This is a genomic window from Streptomyces sp. NPDC003016, assembly GCF_053591455.1.
Map to the genome: position 1 here is coordinate 129,228 of NZ_JBSFTV010000002.1, position 18,180 is coordinate 147,407.

Consider the following 18,180-nt stretch of genomic DNA (forward strand, 5'->3'; position numbering starts at 1 on the left):
GGTTGCGCGCCATGTCGCCATGCGGGCGGTGGGGGCGCAACGCACCGCCGCAACCGCTCGCGGACCGGCTCCGGACCGTTCCGGAGAGGCGTCGCAACGCCGTCTGGGAACGGCTGGGCGCGGTCAACGAGGGGACCGGGGAATCGGCGGACGCCACGTACCGGCGTCTCGCCGGGGAGATGACCGCGGCCGAGCGGGCGGTCTTCGTGGAACTGCGCGACCGGCGGCGCATCGACGACGAGATGCTGCGCAGCCTGATGCGCAGACTGGACCCGGAGGAGGCGGCGGCCTACCGCGCGGAGTCCGGCTGACCCGTGATCACGGCTGCGACGGTGGTGCCGGGCGGGAAGGCGCCCTCGGCGGCGAGCGTGGTCAGTCCGTGCAGCATCTTGGCGACGTAGAGCCGCTCCACGGGGAGCTTGTGCCGGTCCTCGAAGTCCGCGGCGAACGCTTCGAGTGCCGGAGTGGTACGGGCGTAGCCGCCGCAGTGGAAGCGGTCGTCCAGCGTCCAGTCGCCGGCCGGGGCGCCGAAGGCCGTGTCCTGGAGCGCCCGTATCTCCTCGCCGAGGAAGCCGCCCTTGAGGACCGGGAACCCGATGACGCGCTGCCCGGGGCCGAGGCCGGCGGCGAGCCCTGCGACGGTCCCGCCGGTGCCGCAGGCGACCCCGACGACGTCGGCGACGCCGCGCAGCTCCTGCCCGAGCGCGGTGCACCCCTGCACGGCGAGGGCGTTGCTGCCGCCTTCGGGGACGACGTAGACGCTCGCCGCCCCGCCTCCTCCCGGGCCGGGGCGAGCCTCGGCCCCCGGACGCCCTTCGGGCGTGTCCGCGCACGCCGGACGGGCTGGTGTCGCAGCGGGGAGGGGCGGATCGGGGAAGAGATCCCGCGCAGCGGTCGTAGTGGCCTCGGCCACGAGGGCGGCGAGCACCTCGGGATCGTTCTTCGCGCGGTACGTCGCCCGGTCCACGAAGCGCAGCCGCATGCCGTCCGCCGCGCAGCGGGCCAGGGAAGGGTTCAGGGGGCGGCCGGCCAGCTCGTCGCCCCGTACGACGCCGATCGTCGGGAAGCCCAGCAGGCGGCCGGCCGCGGCCGCGGCCCGCAGATGGTTCGAGTACGCGCCACCGAACGTCAGCACCGTGCGGCCCGCCGCCGCGCGCAGGTTCAGGTCCAGCTTGCGCCACTTGTTGCCCGGCAGATCCGGGTGGATCAGGTCGTCGCGCTTGAGCAGCAGCCGTACGCCGCGACGAGTGAAGCGCTCGTCCTCGGCCTGCCACAGCGGCGACGGCAGCCGCGGCCGCAGGCGGGAGAGATCGAGCGCTTCCGGGGTCATGCCCCCATTGTCGCCACCGGTGTCACCAGCGGTGTCACTGGAGGCGCTCGTGGATGCGCGCGCGCATCGTGTTCATCGAGAAGCCGCGCGGGTCGATCTTGCCCGGCTGCCATTCGAGGTGACCGATGACGGAACGGGAGTTCCACCCGTGGTGCCGGCAGATCGCCGCCGACGCCCGCTCGATGGCTTCGAGCTGTGCCTTGGGCCACGGGTCCTCGCCGTTGCCGAGGTTCTCGCACTCGAAGCCGTAGAAGTGCCGGTTTCCGTCGGTGTTGGCCTCGTTGTCGCGCGGCAGTGCCCGCTCGGCGATGACGGCGCGCAGCACGTCGTCGTCGCCCATGCCCGCGTGGTTGGCGCGCCCGTACCCGACCAGATGGATGGTGCCGCTCTTGGCGATCACGCCGTGGCAGAGCGGGCCCGGGAGGCCCGGGTAGCCGTCGCGGCAGATACGGACGGTCTTGGAGGTGCCCGAGGTGACGGTGTGGTGGATCATCACGCCGTGAACCGGTCCCCAGGGGCCTTTGTGGTTGCGGTTGTGCGTGCGCCAGTCGCCGACCTGGACGACGGTGATGCCCTCGTCTCTCAGTACGTCGAGGAACCTGCTCGCGGACATGGGTGTGGCCATGACCGCCTCCTTATGTGAGATGCGGATCGTCTCGTACCGCTTGCTTGTACCCGAACTCGGCTGCCACGGCTATGCGTTCGGACCGCGTGCGAGCCGATTCGGTCAGTTCCGGCGCAGGGCGGCCCCTCGGCGCCGTGCGACATGCCCCGCTCTCCGGTGATCTAGTCACATCCGTTTGTGTGATGGTGCTGTGACTCCCTGTCCTGGAAGGCTTGTGGGCGCAGACCAGTTCATGATCGAGAGGGAGTCAGATGTCGGTCGAGGCAAGTTCCGGGATCCGAGAAGAGCAGGCACAACCGCAGCAGCAGAGTCTCGGTACGGCCGCCGCGCGGAACTTGGCCACCACCACCAAGACCGTCCCGCAGATGCAGGAGATCACCTCGCGGTGGCTGCTGCGGATGCTGCCGTGGGTCCAGGTCCAGGGCGGCACGTACCGGGTGAACCGCCGGCTCAGCTACGCGGTCGGCGACGGACGGGTGACGTTCGTGCAGACGGGGGAGCGCGTCCAGGTCATCCCGGCCGAGCTCTGCGAGCTGCCCGCGCTGCGCACCTTCGGCGACGAGGCGGCGCTCGGCGAGCTGGCGCAGCGGTGCGAGCAGCGGGAGTTCGCGGCCGGTGACGTGATCGCCGCCTCCGGGGACGCCGCGGACACGGTCTACCTGCTGGCGCACGGCAGGGCCGAGAAGATCGCGGACGGGGCGTACGACGACGAGGCGGTGCTCGGCGTCCTCGCGGACGGGGCGTACTTCGGCGACCAGGCGCTCGTCGAGCAGGAAGGCACCTGGGGGTACACGGTCCGCGCCGCGACCGCGTGCACCGTGCTGGCGCTCTCCCGGCAGGACGTGCTGACGCTGGCCGACCGCGCGGATTCGCTGCGCGACCACCTCACGCGGGTACGGTCGCTGCCCCGCCAGCGCACCAACAGGTACGGCGAGGCGCCCATCGACCTGTCGGCGGGCCATGTCGGCGAGGCCGTCGTCCCGCACACGTACGTCGACTACGACGCGGCGCCGCGCGAGTACGAGCTGAGCGTCGCGCAGACCGTACTGAAGGTCCACAGCCGGGTCGCGGACCTCTACAACCAGCCGATGAACCAGACCGAGCAGCAGCTGCGGCTCACGGTCGAGGCGTTGCGCGAGCGCCAGGAGCACGAGCTGATCAACCACCGCGAGTTCGGGCTGCTCCACAACTGCGACTACGGGCAGCGCCTCCAGCCGCACGACGGCGTGCCCAGCCCGGACGACATGGACGAGCTGCTGTCGCGGCGGCGCGGCTCCAAGCTCTTCCTCGCCCACCCGCGCGCCATCGCCGCCTTCGGGCGTGAGTGCAACAAGCGGGGTCTGAACCCGGAGAGCATCGAGATCGGCGGTAGCCGGGTGCCCACCTGGCGCGGCGTCCCCATCTTCCCGTGCAACAAGATCCCGGTGAGTGGTGCCCGTACGACCTCCATCATCTGCATGCGTACGGGCGAGGCCGAACAGGGTGTCGTCGGACTCCAGCAGAGCGGCATCCCCGACGAGATCGAACCGAGCCTGTCGGTGCGCTTCATGGGCATCGACGAGCAGGCGATCATTTCGTACCTGGTCACGGCGTACTACTCGGCGGCGGTGCTGGTGCCGGACGCGCTGGGCATCCTGGAGAACGTCGAGATCGGCAGGTGGAGCTGAGCCCGGCACTCGGCCGGGCGGCGGTCCGGGCCCCCGGCCGGGGGCCCCGTGCAAGCACTGCTGGAGGAAGTGACCGTGACCATGACCGGAGCGGAGGCGGCCGCCACCGAGGGGCACGATGCCGCGGCCCTTCTCGAACGGACCCGCAGCACCGTCAACCCCCAACTGCGTACAGGTGTGGAGAGTCTGCCCGCGTCCATGCGCCGGATCGCGATGTACCACTTCGGCTGGGAACAGGCCGACGGCACCCCGGCAGCGGGGCAGGCGGGCAAGGCGATCAGGCCCGCTCTCGTCCTCGCCGCCACGCAGGCGTTCGGCGGGGACCCGCGCCGGGCCGTGCGGGCGGCGGCGGCCGTGGAGCTCGCGCACAACTTCACGCTGCTCCACGACGACGTCATCGACGAGGACCCGACCCGGAGAAACCGGCCCACGGCCTGGAAGGTGTTCGGCGTACCGGACGCGATCGTCGCCGGGGACGCGATGTGCGCCCTCGCGCTGCGGCTGCTCGCCGAGGATCCGCACCCGGTGGCGGCCAGGGCGTCGGCGCGGCTCGCCGCCTGCATCATCGAACTGTGCGCGGGACAGCAGGCCGACTGCGAATTCGAACGGCGCGGGCCCCGGGAGGTGTCGCTCGAAGAGTGCCTCACCATGGCCGAGGCCAAGACCGGAGCCCTGCTCGGCTGCGCGTGCGCGCTCGGCGCCCTCTACGCGGGCGCCGACGAGGAGGAGGTCGCGGCCATGGACGCCTTCGGGCGTGAGGCGGGCCTGGCCTTCCAGCTCATCGACGACCTGATCGGGATCTGGGGCGATCCCTCCCACACGGGCAAACCGGCGGGCGCCGATCTGGCCGCCCACAAGAAGTCGCTGCCGGTGGTGGCGGCGCTGACCTCGGACACCGAGGCCGCCGCCGAGCTCGCCGGTCTCTACGCGGGGCCGCTGGACGGGGACGCCGTGCGGCGCGCGGCGGACGCCGTCGACCGGGCGGGCGGCCGGGACTGGGCGCAGGTCCAGGCGGCGGACCGGATGGGCCTGGCCGTGCACCACCTGTCGCGTGCGGTGCCCGACCTGGGGGCGGCGGGGGACCTGCTCGCGCTCGCCGAGTTCGTCACCCGCAGAACACGCTGACCGGCGACGGTGCCGGACGGTGCGGGCGCCCGCGGGGAACCGCGGGCGCCCGTCTGCGTCCTTCGGCGTCCGTCTGCTTCAACTCTAGGATCTGCCAGGGCGATTGCGTCAGTTCAGATCTTGATCCTGGAGAAGAGAGGCCGGACCGTGGGCGTGGAGATACGACAGGCGGGGGAGAGCGACCGCGAGGCGCTCGTACGGCTGCTGGACGCGGCCTTCATGGACGATCCGGTGAGCAGCTGGGTCTTCCCCGACCGTGCGCACCGCGGCCGCGTGCACGGCGCGTTCCTCGGCGTCTTCCTCGATGTGGCACTGCGTGAGGGACGGGTCGACGTCACCGAGGACGGATCCGCCACGGCCCTCTGGCTCCAGGTGCCGGCCGGCCTGCCGGAGGAGGAGGACGACACGCCCGCACGGATGCGGGAGACCGCCGACCCGGACAACGAACGCGCCGAACTCGTCGGCCGGCTGACCGGCGAGGTGCACCCGCACGACCGGGCGCACGAGTACCTGCTGCTCATCGCCGTCTCCCCGGACCGCCAGGGGGAGGGGCTCGGCACCGCGCTGATCCAGCCCGTCCTCGACCGCTGCGACCGCGACGGCGTACCCGCTTATCTGGAGGCGAGCAGCGTGCGCAGCGGCAAGCTGTACGAGCGCCTCGGCTTCGCCTTCACCGGCCGTACGGTCGACCTGCCCGACGGCCCCCACATGTGGCCCATGTGGCGCGAGCCGGTCGCACAGCGGCTCCCCGGCCTCGCTCCGGTCGCAGTGAGCGGCTGACGGTCTTCTCCACCAGCGTGCCCGGTCCGTCCTCCGGGAGCACTCCGCGCAGCCCGGGGTGCATGGCCCCGGCGACCCGGGCCGGAACGGGGCCATCGGGCACTTCGCCGCTCCCTTTTCGAAAAAGGTCTTGCGCAACCACTACGGGTGAAGCACTCTGGATGTAGTGGTTTTGGGTGGGAGGTGCTGCACCCGCCTCCCACCCGTGCCCTTCATGCCTTCCGATCAGAGGATCAGCTTGCGCAAGCTCACGTACTACGTCGGTATGTCCATCGACGGCTTCATCGCGGCGCCCGACGGCGCCTACGACTTCTATCCGCTGAGCGAGTCCTTCATGAAGGACTTCCTGATCGGCGCGTACCCCGACTGCCTTCCGACCCACGCGCGCCGGCACCTCGGCGTCGACGCGCTGGAGAACAGGCACTTCGACACCATGCTCCAGGGGCGCGCCACGTACGACGCGGCCCTGGAGCTGGGGATCACCAGCCCGTACAAGCACCTGCGCCAGTACGTCGTGTCGCGCAGCATCGCCACGTCGCCCGACCCCGACGTCGAGATCGTCTCCGGCGATGTCGCCGCCAAGGTGCGGGAGCTCAAGCGGGAGGACGGACTCGGCATCTACCTCGCGGGCGGGGCGGATCTGGCCGCGCAGCTGCTGGAGGAGATCGACGAGCTGGTCCTCAAGGTCTATCCGATCGTGACCGGATCGGGCGTCCCGGTGTTCTCCGCCGAGTTCCGCGTGTTCGACTTCGCGCTCGAATCGACCCGTACCTTCGACAACGGCACGATTGTCCTGACGTACAGCAAGAAGCTTTGAGCGCAGGGCTGTTCGGGGACTGCGCACGAACGGGTTAAAGTCCGGACCATGACAGGAGAGCCATGGGCCGGCTGGTACCGCGACCGCGAGGGTTCGGTCGCCGTCGCCTTCACGGCGGACGGACAGCGGCTGCGCACTCGCATCAGGGGAGTCGGCTTCGAGGGTGACAGCTTCGACGCGCTCGACCCGGTGGCCGCGCTGCCGGCGGACGGCGCGGGATTCACGCTGTCGGGCGGCTCGTTGTGCGACTGTGTGTTCGAGTGGGACATCCCGCTGCCGGTGTACGCCGACGGGCGGGTCCACCGCGCCGTCCTCAGCTGTCTCCTCACCCTCGGGCGGCCGCTTCCCTCGGGCGGTCTCGACCGCGAACACCTCGCGCTGGAACTGCACTTCGGCGGTGCGGTCTACGCGTCCGAGCGTGCCGAGAACGACTTCGAGCACGCTCTGACGGTGATCCAGCGGCGCCTGCCGCCCGGTGCGTACCTGCGGTCCTGCATCTCCTGTGCCTTCTCCGACTACCACCCCTCGGGGAGCGGGCTGTTCGGCAGCCTCGCCTGCTTCCGCAGGACGAAGGACGAGTACCGGGCGGTCGGGGGTGAACGGGAGCTGTTCGAGCTGTGGGACCTGCGCTCCGGTTTCGTGCAGGAGACGTGGGCGTGCCCGGACTTCGAGCGCAGGCCGGCGCAGGGGCCCGGAACGGGGTACCGCGGTGCGTTCCCGTACGTGCGGGAGGACGTCGCGGGGGCGGCGCCCGGCGGTGGGCCGTCGGAGCCCTTGGCCGCGGAGGCGGCCGGCTAGCGGGTTCGGGTGCCCTTCCGGGGCGCCGCCACCGCCCTGTCGGCCGTACGCGCGGCAGTGGCCCGTCGGTGTCGACCCGGGCGGGCCCGCGGGCGGCGGCGCCGGGCGTACGCACGAGGAGGAGGCCCGCGTCGCGGCGGCCGAGCAGGTGCCCGCGGAGCAGGGGGCCCGCGGCCGTACGAAGGAATGCTCCCCGGCCGAACTCCATTGACGTGGTAGGGGGCGACCGCCACCGCCGCCCGGCGCACCCGGCGGTTCGCCGCCGTACCGGCGGCAGCGCAATCAGCAGCAAAGGACACCCTCATGATTCCAGCCATCGCCGTCACCGGAGCGAGCGGCCAGATCGGCGGCCGTGTCGCACGCCGTCTCGCCGGTGCGGGCATCTCCCAGCGGCTCCTCGGCCGTGACCCCGCCCGGCTGCCCGACCTGCCCGGCGCGGTCAAGGCGCCGCCCGCCTCCTACGGCGACGCCCAGGCGATGCGCGCCGCCGTGGACGGTGCCCGCACGCTCTTCCTCGTCTCCGCGCACGAGAGCGCCGACCGCGTGCGCGAGCACAGGAGCGCCGTGGACGCGGCCGTCGCTGCGGGCGTCGAGCGGATCGTCTACGTGTCGTTCCTGGGAGCGGCGCCGGACGCGACGTTCACCTTCGCCCGCGACCACTGGCACACCGAGCAGCACATCCGCGCCACCGGCGTACCCCACACCTTCCTGCGCGACAGCTTCTACCAGGCCGCTTTCCCCGCCATGGCCGGCCAGGACGGAGTGATCCGCGGTCCGGGCGGCGAAGGCCGCGTCTCGGCCGTCGCGCACGAGGACGTCGCGGACGCGGCGACCGCCGTACTCCTCGCCGAGGCCGAGGGCCGCGGCGGCCACGAAGGCGCCACGTACGACCTGACCGGCCCCCGGGCCCTGTCGCTCCCCGAGATCGCGGCGGAGCTGAGCCGGGCCGCCGGGCGCCCGGTCGTCTACGTACCCGAGACGCGTGAGGAGGCGTACGCCTCGCGGGCGGTGTACGGCGCCGAGCCGTGGGAGGTCGCGGGCTGGGTGTCGTCGTACGAGGCCATCGCGAACGGCGAGGCGGAGACCGTCTCCGACGCCGTGCCCCGCCTGACCGGCCGCCCGGCCACCGACTTCGCCGAGTTCCTCCGCGCGGACCCGGGCACTTACCGGCACTTGCTCGGCTAGGGACAGCCGGGTCCGTTAGGGTCCGGTCCCATGCGAAAGCGGATGCGGGTGGACACGGCCGAGCGCAGGGCACGTCTGGCGCGGCGGCACCGGCTGGCGGCGGAGGCCAGGTCCGACGACCCGGTGGAGGTCGCGCGCGACCTGGTGGCGCTGCACGGCACCGACCCGTCGTCCGTCCATCTCGGCGCACTGGTACGGATGAGGGTGGGCGGTGTCGCGGACGTCGAACGCGCGCTGTACGAGGACCGCTCGCTGCTGCGGCTGCTCGGCATGCGCCGCACGGTGTTCGTCACCTCCCTCGACATCGCCCCGGTCGTCCAGGCGGCCTGCTCGCGCGCGGTGGCCGCGCGCGAGCGCCGCAAGCTGCTGGAGTTCCTGGCCGCCACGGGCGTCGCCGCCGACGCGGCCGGCACCGAGGAGTGGCTCGCGGGAGCCGAGCGGGCGGCACTGGAGGCGCTGGAGGCCGGGGGCGAGCTCACGGCCTCGGAACTGGCGGCGGCCGACCCCCGGCTGGGCACCGAGATCGTACTGTCGAAGGGCAAGGCGTACGAGGGCCGCCAGAAGGTCGCCAGCCGTCTGCTGCTCCTGCTCGCCGCCGAAGGGCTGGCGGTACGGGGCCGGCCGCGCGGATCGTGGACGTCCCACCAGTACCGCTGGTCACCCCTGACCCGGTGGTGTCCGGACGGCCTGGCCGAACTGGACACCCAGGAGGCCGAGACCGACCTGGCCGGGCGCTGGCTGCGGGCCTTCGGACCCGGCACGGCCGACGATCTGCGCTGGTGGACCGGGTGGACCAGGACCCAGGTCAAGCGGGTCCTGGCCGCACTGCGCCCGGTCGAGGCCGACCTGGAGGGCGGCGGCACCGGCCTGCTGCTCCCCGACGATCTCGAACCGACGCCCGCCCCCGCGCCGTGGGCCGCGCTGCTGCCCGCCCTCGACTCGACCCCGATGGGTTGGCACGCACGCGACTGGTACCTCGGCGAGCACGGGCCCCGCCTCTTCGACCGCGCGGGCAACATCGGCCCCTCCGTGTGGTGGAACGGCCGGATCGTCGGCGGCTGGGCGCAGGACAAGGCAGGCGAGATCGTCTGCCGCTACCTGGAGGACGTGGGCCGGGAGGCCGAGGCCGCCGTACGCGCGGAGGCCGAGCGCCTCGCCCCGCTGCTGACGGGCGTACGCCTGGCGGCGCGCACGCGGGGCAAGACGTGGCTGGAGGAGGAACTGACCGCCTGACCCACCGGCCACGGCATCCAGGAGGCGTCGGGCGCCGTCAAGCGGCGCCAGCGGGCCGGCTGGTAGGTGATCTCCTCGGTCGGGCACTCCTCGACCAGATTCCGCAGCGCCGCCAGCTCGTCCGCGTCCACGGCCAGCCTCCAGCGCCCCTTCACCGCCGCCCACTCGGCGATGTACCGGCAGTCCGCGCTGTCGTCCGCCGGCTCCCACCGCGCCGGGTCCTTGTCCCCCTTGGCCCGTTTCACCGAGGCGGTCACGGCGGCGAGCACCCTCGGGTCGGCCATGTCGTTCGCGTACTGCTGCCGCTCCTCGTCGCTCCACCCCGAGGCCCCGCTGCGCCACGCCTCCGCGACCGGTACCAGGTGGTCGACGTCGAGGGCTCCGGCGCCGGAGTGGTCCCTCTTGTCGTAGTACGAGTGCCACGCGCCACCCGTGATGGTGCACCGCCCGTCGACGGCGGGCGGCGTGGTCGCCTCCGCGATGACCACCTCCGCCCGCGTGTCACAGCCGTCCTGGTCCGGGTCGGTCCAGTGGGTGAACCTGTCGCTGCTGTATCCGGTGCTGTCCTCGGCGACGACGGGCAGGCTTTCGATGGCTTTCCCGACCGTCGTACTGACCGTGTCGCCGGGCGCGGCCACCGCACCCGGCGCCGCACCGGCGACGACTGCCACCGCTGCTGCCGCTGCGGCGAGGAGAGCTGAAACCAGGGAGCTGGGCTTGCGCATACCGACCCCTCCATCTCGTACGGACGGACCAGTAGTAGCGAGCCCTGTCACCCGGACACGCCGGAGAACCCGCGCAAACCACCCGTACGAGGTCTCTTCGGGGTCGGGGTGGCGGCCAGGAGAGCCGGGAAGAGACGGGAGAGCCGCGAGGGACCGGGAAGAGCCGGGAAGGGCCGGGAAGAGCCGGGAGAAAGAAGACCGCACCCGCTCCGTCATGACCGCCGTGGAAGGCGGCCCGCGGAACGGGTGCGGACAGGTGGTGGGCGCTGAGGCCCGCGCGGGCGCGGGACGGGCGGCCCGGACCCGGTCAAGCCTTCTTGGTCTCCCAGAAGATCTTGTCGATCTCGGCGATGTAGTCCAGCGCCTTCTGGCCCGTCGCCGGGTCGGTCGAGGCCTTGGCGGCGCTGAGTGCCTTGAGGGCGTCGTTGACGAGCTGGTGCAGCTCCGGGTACTTCTCGAAGTGCGGGGGCTTGAAGTAGTCGCTCCACAGCACCGAGACGTGGTGCTTGGCGAGCTCCGCGCGCTGCTCCTTGATGACCGTGGCGCGCACCTGGAAGTGCGCGTCGTCGTTGGCCTGCATCTTTTCCTGCGTGGCCTTGACCGACTCGGCCTCGATGCGGGCCTGGGCCGGGTCGTACACGCCGCAGGGCAGGTCGCAGTGTGCGCTGACCTTCACCTTGGGGGCAAACAGGCGGGAGAGCATGTAAGAGCTTCCTTCCTCGTGATCGTCTTCTCAGGGGCGACATTACTCCGTGAGAGAAGGCTTTTCGCGGGTGCCCCCATGGGCTTAGGTCAAAAGTCCAGGGTCAGTATGGGACTGGTGGAGGATCGGACCGGGAGGTGCCGAATGGTGGATCAAGGGCAGGAACCGACCGCGATGTTCGGGGTCGCGGAGGTGACGGGTCTTTCCATGGTGCCGACGCTGCTGCACCGCGATCAGCTGCTCGTGCACTACGGAGCGGCGTTGCGGCCGGGCGATGTGGCCGTACTGCGCCACCCCCTCCAGCAGGACCTGCTCATCGTGAAGCGGCTGGCCGAGCGGCGTGACGCCGGCTGGTGGGTGCTCGGCGACAATCCGGACGCCGAGGTCGTGGACAGCCGGGCCTTCGGCGCGGTGCCGGCCGAGCTGGTGCTGGGGCGGGTGCGGGCGCGGTACCGGCCGGTCCGGGCCGGGCGTCAGAGGTCGGTCGGGGTGGTGCTGTCCTGGCTGGTGTCGGCCGTGCGCCCCGTGCTCGCCGACCGCTCCGTCTCCAGGCGCTTGCGCGCGCGGTAGGCGGCGACGTTGGCACGGGTCGCGCAGCGGTCGGAGCAGTAGCGGCGCGAGCGGTTGGTGGACGTGTCCAGATAGGCGTTGCGGCACGGGGCGGCCTGGCACAGGCCGAGGCGGTCCGCGCCGTGCTCGGTGAGGTGGAAGGCGAGGCCCATCGAGGCGATGGCGGCGTAGCCGGCGGTCGCGTTGGACGGGTGGTCGGCGAGGTGCATGTGCCAGTCGGGGCGGCCGTCCTCCTTGAGCGTCCCGTGGCCGGAGATCTGCGGGCTGACCGGGAACTCCAGCAGGAGCGAGTTCAGCAGGTCGACGGCGAGCGTCTCGTCGCCCGTGTCCGCCGCCTCGAAGACCGCGCGCAGGCGGGCCCGTACGGAACGGAAGCGGGTGACGTCCGCGTCCGTGGCGCGGCGGCCCGCCGCCGCGTTGCCGCCGAAGAGGGCTCGGACCGCCTCCACCGACGTGAGGGTGTCCTTGTTGCGGGCCGGCTCCTCGCTGTTGACCAGGCGCACGGCGTAGTCCGAGTAATAGGCCAGTTCCACTTGTAGTCCTTACGGGGGCGGTCTAGAGTCTGCGTAATGGGTGGTTCTGCTTCGAGGGTATTACGGAATGGAATGGAGGAGTTCTGATGGCGGAGACGGACGCGACGGCGGGGACCGGTACGGGAACCGACTGGGCGGCCTGGCAGGAGAGCTGGGACCGGCAGCAGGAGTGGTACATGCCCGACCGCGAGGAGCGGCTGCGGGTGATGCTGGACATGGTCGAGGCGCTGGTCGGCCCCGAGCCGAGGGTGCTGGATCTGGCGTGTGGTACGGGAAGTATCACGGACCGGCTGTTCAAGCGGTTCCCGAAGGCCACCAGCACGGGCGTCGACCTCGACCCGGCGCTGCTCGCCATCGCGCGGGGGTACTTCGACGGGGACGAGCGGGTGACGTTCGTGACCGCCGATCTGAAGGACCCCGGGTGGACCCGTGCGCTGCCGTACGGCTCGTACGACGCCGTGCTCACCGCCACCGCCCTGCACTGGCTGCGCACTGACGCGCTCACCACCCTGTACGGGCAGCTCGGCGGCCTCGTGCGCGCCGGTGGCGTCTTCATGAACGCCGACCGCATGAAGGACGAGGGCACCCCGCGCATCAACGCGGCCGAGCGCGCCCACCGCCACGCCCACATGGACCGGGCCAAGGCCGGGGGCGCGCTCGACTGGGCCGAGTGGTGGGCCCTGGCCGCCGAGGACCCCGTACTCGCGGAGCCGACCGCCCGGCGGTTCGAGATCTACGGCGAGCACGCGGACGGGGAGACGCCCAGTGCCGAGTGGCACGCGCGGACGCTGCGCGAGACGGGCGGGTTCGGGGAGGCGCGGACCGTGTGGCGCTCGCCCTCGGACGCGCTGGTGCTGGCTGTGAGGTGATCCCGCGGAGGCGGGGCGCGAGAAGGCGGTACGGGCCGGTCGGTCCGTACCGCCTTCTCCTGTGCCGCCTTCTCCTGTGCCGGATTCTCCTGCGGCGTTCTCCAGCCGGGTTCTTCCGCGGGATTCCGCCCTCCCGCCGCGGCCCCCCGCCCCTCCCGCCGCACTGGAAGGGTGGGACGGTCCGCGGACGCGGGCCGGGGAGGGGGCGGGATGACGCGAAGAGACGAAGAGGCCCTGCACGCCTTCGTCGAGGGCCGGCGTACGGCGCTGTACCGCAGTGCCTGTCTATCTGCTGTGCGGGGAGCGGACGCCCGAGGGGGCCGAGGAGACCCGCAGCGACTGCGTGCGCGAGGAGCTTCCGGACGGGCGGGTGCTCACGATCTGGCACGACTCGATGCGGGCGGACGGCGGGCAGCCGCTGTGGGGGCCCGAGCTCGCCGGGCGCCTGACGCTCCCGGACGGCCGGGTGATGTCCGTACGGGACTCCACCGGCTTCCAGGGCAAGGGACAGCCGGGGCCGCTGCTGAAGACCCCGCCGCTCACCCGCGACCAGCCGCGCGAGCCGCTGCTGCGGCCGGAGCCGCTGCCGGAGAGGTGGCGCGCGACCGGCCGGGGGCAAGGAAGAGGGCGGTACGGACCGTGGGTCCGTACCGCCCTCCCGTGTCCGGCTAGAGCACCTTCGACAGGAACGACTTCGTGCGGTCGTGCTGCGGGTTCGTCAGTACGTCGCGCGGGTGGCCCGACTCGACCACCACACCGTCGTCCATGAAGACCAGCGCGTCGCCGACCTCACGCGCGAAGCCCATCTCGTGCGTGACGACGATCATCGTCATGCCGTCCTCGGCGAGACCGCGCATCACGTCGAGCACGTCGCCCACCAGCTCGGGGTCGAGCGCGGAGGTCGGCTCGTCGAAGAGCATCAGCTTCGGCTCCATCGCCAGCGCGCGGGCGATCGCCACGCGCTGCTGCTGGCCGCCGGAGAGCTGCGAGGGGTAGTTCCCGGCCTTGTCGCCCAGGCCGACCCGGTCGAGCAGGCGCTCGGCGCGGGCCCGGGCGACGGCCTTCGCCTCGCCCCTGACCTGGATCGGGGCCTCCATGACGTTCTCGAGCGCCGTCATGTGCGGGAAGAGGTTGAAGCGCTGGAAGACCATGCCGATGTCCCGGCGCTTCAGCGCGACCTCGCTGTCCTTGAGCTCGTACAGCTTGTCGCCCTTCTGGCGGTAGCCGACCAGCTCGCCGTCGACGTAGAGCCGGCCGGCGTTGATCTGCTCCAGGTGGTTGATGCACCTCAGGAAGGTCGACTTGCCGGAACCGGACGGGCCGATCAGGCAGAACACCTCGCGGGGCGCGACTTCGAGGTCGATGCCCTTGAGGATGTGGGCGGCGCCGAAGGACTTGTGCACGCCCTCGGCCTTCACCATCGCGGTCATGCCTGGCCTCCCGACGGGCTGCGGCGGAACGTCGTCAGGTTGGCCCTGATGCGCTGGAGCGGAGTGGGCGGCAGGGTGCGGGTGGAGCCCCGTGCGTAGTACCGCTCCAGGTAGTACTGGCCGATGCTGAAGACCGTCGTCAGGACCAGGTACCAGGCGGCGGCGAGGAACAGCATCTCGGCCGTCGCGCCCGAGGTCTGCGCGATGTCGGACGTGGACCGCAGCAGCTCCATGAACTGCACGGCCGAGACCAGCGAAGTCGTCTTCAGCATGTTGATGACTTCGTTGCCCGTCGGCGGCACGATCACGCGCATCGCCTGCGGGATCACGATCCGCCGCAGCGTCCTGGCGTGGCTCATGCCCAGCGCGTGCGACGCCTCGGTCTGGCCCTCGTCGACGGCCAGCAGACCGGCGCGGCAGATCTCCGCCATGTACGCGGCCTCGTTCAGGCCGAGGCCCAGCAGCGCCGTCAGGAACGGCGTCATGAAGTCGGACCACTCGTCCCGGTAGACCGGGCCGAGGTTGATGTACTCGAAGACCAGGCCCAGGTTGAACCAGACCAGCAGCTGTACGTAGACCGGCGTGCCGCGGAAGAACCAGATGTAGAACCAGGCGACCGCCGAGGTCACGGGGTTCTTCGACTGGCGCATCACCGCCAGGACGATGCCGAGCACGATGCCCATCACCATCGAGGTGATGGTCAGGAGCAGGGTGTTCCCGACGCCCTTCATGATCTGGTCGTCGAAGAAGTAGTCGGGGACCGCGTCCCAGTTCACGTCGCCCTGCGAGAAGGCGTAGACGACCGCTACGAACAGGACGATGGCGATGGCCCCGGACGCGTACCGTCCGTAGTGCCGGACCGGGATGGCCTTGATGGCCTCCGGGCCTCCGGGCGGTGGAGGCGTGCCGGAGGAGTCCGGCTTTTCGATGTCAACAGTCACGCGAGTTGCCTTTCAGTGCCGAGCCCGGCTCAGGATCCGCCGTTGATCCTGGCCTCGGTGACCGCGCCGGCGTCGACGCCCCACTTCGAGATGATCTTCTTGTACTCGCCGTTCTTGATGATCGCGTCGAGGGCCAGGCGCAGCGCCTCGGTGAGCTCCTTGTTGTCCTTGTCGACCGCGATGCCGTACGGGGCGGCCTCCACCTGCTCGCCGACGAGCTCGAAGTCCTTGCCGCCGCCCGACGTCTTCACGGCGTACGCCGCGACCGGGAAGTCGGAGGAGCCGGCGTCGGCGCCGCCGCTGCGCAGCCGGGTCTGGGCCTCGAGGTCGTTGCCGAACGCCTCGACCGCGATCTTCTTGCCCTTCTTGCCCTTGCCGCCCTTCTCGCACTTCTTCGACTCGGACTTGGCCATGTCGTGCGAGACGGTGCCGCGCTGGACGACCAGCTTCTTGCCGCACAGGTCGGACCAGGTCTCGATGCCCTGGGTCTTGCCCTTCGGGGTGTAGATCGAGACACCGGCGATGAAGTAGTCGACGAAGTCGACACCCTCGCCGACCTTCTTGCCGGTGTCGGGGTCCTCGCCCTCCTGGCGGGCCTTCGAGTCCGTCATGGCCGACATGGCGATGTCGTAGCGCTTCGAGCGCAGGCCGGTGAGGAGGGTGTCGAAGGTGCCGTTCTCGAACTCGAACTTCACTCCGAGCTGCTTGCCCAGCGCGGCGGCCAGGTCGGGGTCGATGCCGACGACCTTGCCCTTGTCCTTGAACTCGACGGGCGGGTAGGCGATGTCCGATCCGACCTTGATGACGCCCTTGTCCTGGATGGCCTTCGGCAGTTTGCCGGCGAGCGGGGCGGACGACGTCTTCGCCTTCGTCGGCCCGTCCTCCTTGTTGCCGCCGGTCTGATCACCGCAGGCGGTCAGCAGCATCGTGCCGACGACCGCGATCGCGCCGGCCGCGACAATCCGGGACTTCCTGGCGGTCGGGCGACGGGTGGAGCTTGCGGTCATGGTTGGTTCCTCCGACAGGAAAAGGGAGTGGCCGAGCGGTCGGGCACACACCTTCGGGCGTCTCGACCTTGTGCGATTACCGGCATCTTGCCATTCGGACTAGCTCATTCAGGTGCCGCGGCATGTCAAAATCGGATAACGGGTGACCCCCGAATCCCAACAGTCCGGTACATCAGGGCCGGATCATCTGTTGGGTACCGCCCTTCCGGCCGGAGAATCTTCGGTCTGTCTCGCCATGTGGATGCTAATCATGCCGCCAAACGGACTTGTCCGCACATGCGTGTATGAGTCGTCACACTTGAGCGATACGGGCTCGTCGGCGGTGCCGTCGGTCAGGTAGAAAAGACGTTTACACCCCTCATCCGGGGCTCAGGGCGCGTGTGCGGCGCGCCCGCGCGTACGTACCTCCTCTCTGCCAGGGCGGGCCAACCGCCGGCGCAGGGAACGGACGCGGTGCCCACCCACCCCTCCTCACCAGGAGCGGCCACCCTCAATTGATGAAGACTTAAGGGGTCACACAGATGGCAGCGGAGATCGTCAATCCTCGCAGCGACAGCAGCACGGACAACAGTGCGCAAGGTGCTCCGGAGGAGCCCTTCGATCCGGCCTTCGCCCTGCACCGGGGCGGCAAGATGGCCATTCAGGCGACCGTTCCGGTGCGCGACAAGGACGACCTGTCCCTCGCGTACACGCCGGGCGTCGCCAAGGTGTGCAGCGCGATCGCCGAGCAGCCCGAGCTCGTGAACGACTACACCTGGAAGTCGAACGTCGTGGCCGTCGTGACGGACGGCACGGCGGTTCTCGGACTCGGCGACATCGGGCCCGAGGCCTCGCTCCCCGTGATGGAGGGCAAGGCGATTCTTTTCAAGCAGTTCGGCGGCGTCGACGCGGTTCCGATCGCGCTCGCGACGACCGACACGGACGAGATCATCGAGACCGTCGTGCGGCTCGCCCCGTCCTTCGGCGGTGTGAACCTGGAGGACATCTCGGCGCCGCGCTGCTTCGAGATCGAGCGCCGGCTCCAGGAGGAGCTGGACATTCCGGTCTTCCACGACGACCAGCACGGTACGGCCGTGGTCACCCTGGCCGCGCTGCGCAATGCCGCCCGGCTCACCGGCCGTACGCTCGGCGACCTGCGCGCCGTGATCTCGGGCGCGGGTGCGGCCGGGGTCGCCATCGCGAAGTTCCTGCTGGCGGCGGGGCTCGGTGACGTGGCGGTCGCGGACCGCAAGGGCATCGTCAGCCGGGACCGCGAGGACCTGACGGACGTCAAGCGCGAGCTGGCCGAGATCACGAACCGGGCCGGGCTGACCGGCTCGCTGGAGTCCGCGCTGGTCGGCGCCGACGTCTTCATCGGCGTCTCCGGCGGTACGGTGCCGGAGCCCGCGGTGGCGTCGATGGCGCCGCGGTCGTTCGTGTTCGCCATGGCCAACCCGAACCCCGAGGTCCACCCGGACGTCGCGCACAAGTACGCGGCGGTCGTCGCCACCGGGCGCAGCGACTACCCGAACCAGATCAACAACGTCCTGGCCTTCCCGGGGATCTTCGCGGGTGCGCTCCAGGTGCGGGCCTCCCGCATCACCGAGGGCATGAAGATCGCGGCGGCGAACGCGCTGGCGGACGTGGTGGGCGACGCGCTGGCGGCGGACTACGTGATCCCGTCCCCGTTCGACGAGCGGGTCGCCCCGGCCGTCACGGCGGCCGTGGCCGCGGCGGCGCGCGCGGAGGGCGTGGCGCGCCGGTAGGCGCGGGCTCTGCCTGTACGGGCCGTGCGGCTCCCCCGGTGAGGGTGGGCGGCACGGCCCGCGCGCTTTCCGGTGCGGTGGGGTGGCGCGGGCCGGG

17 protein-coding genes are annotated in these 18,180 nt (G+C 71.2%); 10 read left to right on the forward strand and 7 right to left on the reverse strand.

Annotated features, from left to right (window positions below; all coding sequences use genetic code 11):
• Positions 1-289 precede the first annotated feature (289 nt).
• Together ACWDZ4_RS02030 and ACWDZ4_RS02035 are read right to left on the reverse strand one after the other, a co-directional pair.
• Entirely contained in the window at positions 290-1,330 is a 1,041-nt protein-coding gene (locus ACWDZ4_RS02030; RefSeq protein ID WP_451506525.1) for a 1-aminocyclopropane-1-carboxylate deaminase/D-cysteine desulfhydrase, read from the reverse strand.
• Between the two features lie 34 nt (positions 1,331-1,364).
• Positions 1,365-1,955, reverse strand: coding sequence for an N-acetylmuramoyl-L-alanine amidase (locus ACWDZ4_RS02035; RefSeq protein WP_451506526.1), 591 nt, complete (start codon positions 1,953-1,955; stop codon positions 1,365-1,367).
• A gap of 251 nt (positions 1,956-2,206) precedes the next feature.
• Between ACWDZ4_RS02035 and ACWDZ4_RS02040 the strand changes: the two genes are divergently transcribed.
• The 7 genes from ACWDZ4_RS02040 (at position 2,207) to ACWDZ4_RS02070 (ending at position 9,560) form a co-directional block, all read left to right on the forward strand.
• Positions 2,207-3,622, forward strand: coding sequence for a family 2B encapsulin nanocompartment shell protein (locus ACWDZ4_RS02040; RefSeq protein ID WP_451506527.1), 1,416 nt, complete (start codon positions 2,207-2,209; stop codon positions 3,620-3,622).
• Positions 3,623-3,703: 81 nt separating this feature from the next.
• A complete protein-coding gene (locus ACWDZ4_RS02045) occupies positions 3,704-4,747 on the forward strand; it encodes a family 2 encapsulin nanocompartment cargo protein polyprenyl transferase (RefSeq protein ID WP_451506668.1) in 1,044 nt (347 codons plus the stop codon).
• Between the two features lie 147 nt (positions 4,748-4,894).
• Positions 4,895-5,527, forward strand: coding sequence for a GNAT family N-acetyltransferase (locus ACWDZ4_RS02050; protein WP_451506528.1), 633 nt, complete (start codon positions 4,895-4,897; stop codon positions 5,525-5,527).
• A 238-nt stretch (positions 5,528-5,765) separates the two neighbouring features.
• A complete protein-coding gene (locus tag ACWDZ4_RS02055; RefSeq protein WP_451506669.1) occupies positions 5,766-6,344 on the forward strand; it encodes a dihydrofolate reductase family protein in 579 nt (192 codons plus the stop codon).
• 48 nt (positions 6,345-6,392) lie between these two features.
• Positions 6,393-7,142 carry a DUF6304 family protein gene (locus ACWDZ4_RS02060; RefSeq protein ID WP_451506529.1) on the forward strand — a complete coding sequence of 250 codons (750 nt, stop codon included), beginning with the start codon at positions 6,393-6,395 and terminating at the stop codon, positions 7,140-7,142.
• A gap of 303 nt (positions 7,143-7,445) precedes the next feature.
• On the forward strand, positions 7,446-8,327 hold the full coding sequence (locus ACWDZ4_RS02065) for an SDR family oxidoreductase (RefSeq protein ID WP_451506530.1): 882 nt from the start codon (positions 7,446-7,448) through the stop codon (positions 8,325-8,327).
• A 30-nt stretch (positions 8,328-8,357) separates the two neighbouring features.
• Positions 8,358-9,560, forward strand: coding sequence for a winged helix DNA-binding domain-containing protein (locus ACWDZ4_RS02070; protein WP_451506531.1), 1,203 nt, complete (start codon positions 8,358-8,360; stop codon positions 9,558-9,560).
• A 1,032-nt stretch (positions 9,561-10,592) separates the two neighbouring features.
• On the opposite strand, the gene sodN is transcribed toward ACWDZ4_RS02070, so the two are convergent.
• On the reverse strand, positions 10,593-10,988 hold the full coding sequence (sodN, locus tag ACWDZ4_RS02075; protein WP_451506532.1) for a superoxide dismutase, Ni: 396 nt from the start codon (positions 10,986-10,988) through the stop codon (positions 10,593-10,595).
• A 144-nt stretch (positions 10,989-11,132) separates the two neighbouring features.
• Between sodN and sodX the strand changes: the two genes are divergently transcribed.
• Positions 11,133-11,558, forward strand: coding sequence for a nickel-type superoxide dismutase maturation protease (sodX, locus tag ACWDZ4_RS02080; RefSeq protein WP_344497019.1), 426 nt, complete (start codon positions 11,133-11,135; stop codon positions 11,556-11,558).
• Here sodX and ACWDZ4_RS02085 read toward each other — a convergent pair.
• The gene (locus ACWDZ4_RS02085; protein ID WP_451506533.1) at positions 11,462-12,091 is read right to left on the reverse strand and encodes a CGNR zinc finger domain-containing protein; all 630 of its coding nucleotides are present in this window, start codon (positions 12,089-12,091) and stop codon (positions 11,462-11,464) included. The two genes, sodX and ACWDZ4_RS02085, sit on opposite strands and share 97 nt — an antisense overlap.
• Positions 12,092-12,177: 86 nt before the next feature.
• Here ACWDZ4_RS02085 and ACWDZ4_RS02090 point away from each other — a divergent pair, with 86 nt between their 5' ends.
• Complete coding sequence (locus ACWDZ4_RS02090; protein WP_451506534.1) at positions 12,178-12,960, forward strand: class I SAM-dependent methyltransferase; 783 nt, start codon at positions 12,178-12,180, stop codon at positions 12,958-12,960.
• A gap of 668 nt (positions 12,961-13,628) precedes the next feature.
• On the opposite strand, the gene ACWDZ4_RS02095 is transcribed toward ACWDZ4_RS02090, so the two are convergent.
• The 3 genes from ACWDZ4_RS02095 to ACWDZ4_RS02105 are packed head-to-tail and all read right to left on the reverse strand — an operon-like array spanning position 13,629 to position 16,338.
• On the reverse strand, positions 13,629-14,390 hold the full coding sequence (locus tag ACWDZ4_RS02095; protein WP_451506535.1) for an amino acid ABC transporter ATP-binding protein: 762 nt from the start codon (positions 14,388-14,390) through the stop codon (positions 13,629-13,631).
• Positions 14,387-15,331 carry an amino acid ABC transporter permease gene (locus ACWDZ4_RS02100; RefSeq protein ID WP_451506536.1) on the reverse strand — a complete coding sequence of 315 codons (945 nt, stop codon included), beginning with the start codon at positions 15,329-15,331 and terminating at the stop codon, positions 14,387-14,389. The genes ACWDZ4_RS02095 and ACWDZ4_RS02100 overlap by 4 nt, the downstream gene beginning before the upstream one ends.
• Positions 15,332-15,360: 29 nt before the next feature.
• A complete protein-coding gene (locus ACWDZ4_RS02105) occupies positions 15,361-16,338 on the reverse strand; it encodes an ABC transporter substrate-binding protein (RefSeq protein WP_451506537.1) in 978 nt (325 codons plus the stop codon).
• Between the two features lie 521 nt (positions 16,339-16,859).
• Here ACWDZ4_RS02105 and ACWDZ4_RS02110 point away from each other — a divergent pair.
• Entirely contained in the window at positions 16,860-18,083 is a 1,224-nt protein-coding gene (locus tag ACWDZ4_RS02110; RefSeq protein WP_451506538.1) for an NAD(P)-dependent malic enzyme, read from the forward strand.
• Positions 18,084-18,180: the final 97 nt, after the last annotated feature.

Coding starts and splice junctions, on each gene's coding strand:
- ACWDZ4_RS02035 (WP_451506526.1), bottom strand. CDS start 1,955: ATGGCCACACCCATGTCCGCGAGCAGGTTCCTCGACGTACTGAGAGAC.
- ACWDZ4_RS02060 (WP_451506529.1), top strand. CDS start 6,393: ATGACAGGAGAGCCATGGGCCGGCTGGTACCGCGACCGCGAGGGTTCG.
- ACWDZ4_RS02045 (WP_451506668.1), top strand. CDS start 3,704: ATGACCGGAGCGGAGGCGGCCGCCACCGAGGGGCACGATGCCGCGGCC.
- ACWDZ4_RS02065 (WP_451506530.1), top strand. CDS start 7,446: ATGATTCCAGCCATCGCCGTCACCGGAGCGAGCGGCCAGATCGGCGGC.
- sodN (WP_451506532.1), bottom strand. CDS start 10,988: ATGCTCTCCCGCCTGTTTGCCCCCAAGGTGAAGGTCAGCGCACACTGC.
- ACWDZ4_RS02110 (WP_451506538.1), top strand. CDS start 16,860: ATGGCAGCGGAGATCGTCAATCCTCGCAGCGACAGCAGCACGGACAAC.
- ACWDZ4_RS02095 (WP_451506535.1), bottom strand. CDS start 14,390: ATGACCGCGATGGTGAAGGCCGAGGGCGTGCACAAGTCCTTCGGCGCC.
- ACWDZ4_RS02105 (WP_451506537.1), bottom strand. CDS start 16,338: ATGACCGCAAGCTCCACCCGTCGCCCGACCGCCAGGAAGTCCCGGATT.
- ACWDZ4_RS02040 (WP_451506527.1), top strand. CDS start 2,207: ATGTCGGTCGAGGCAAGTTCCGGGATCCGAGAAGAGCAGGCACAACCG.
- ACWDZ4_RS02090 (WP_451506534.1), top strand. CDS start 12,178: ATGGCGGAGACGGACGCGACGGCGGGGACCGGTACGGGAACCGACTGG.
- sodX (WP_344497019.1), top strand. CDS start 11,133: ATGGTGGATCAAGGGCAGGAACCGACCGCGATGTTCGGGGTCGCGGAG.
- ACWDZ4_RS02070 (WP_451506531.1), top strand. CDS start 8,358: ATGCGAAAGCGGATGCGGGTGGACACGGCCGAGCGCAGGGCACGTCTG.
- ACWDZ4_RS02030 (WP_451506525.1), bottom strand. CDS start 1,330: ATGACCCCGGAAGCGCTCGATCTCTCCCGCCTGCGGCCGCGGCTGCCG.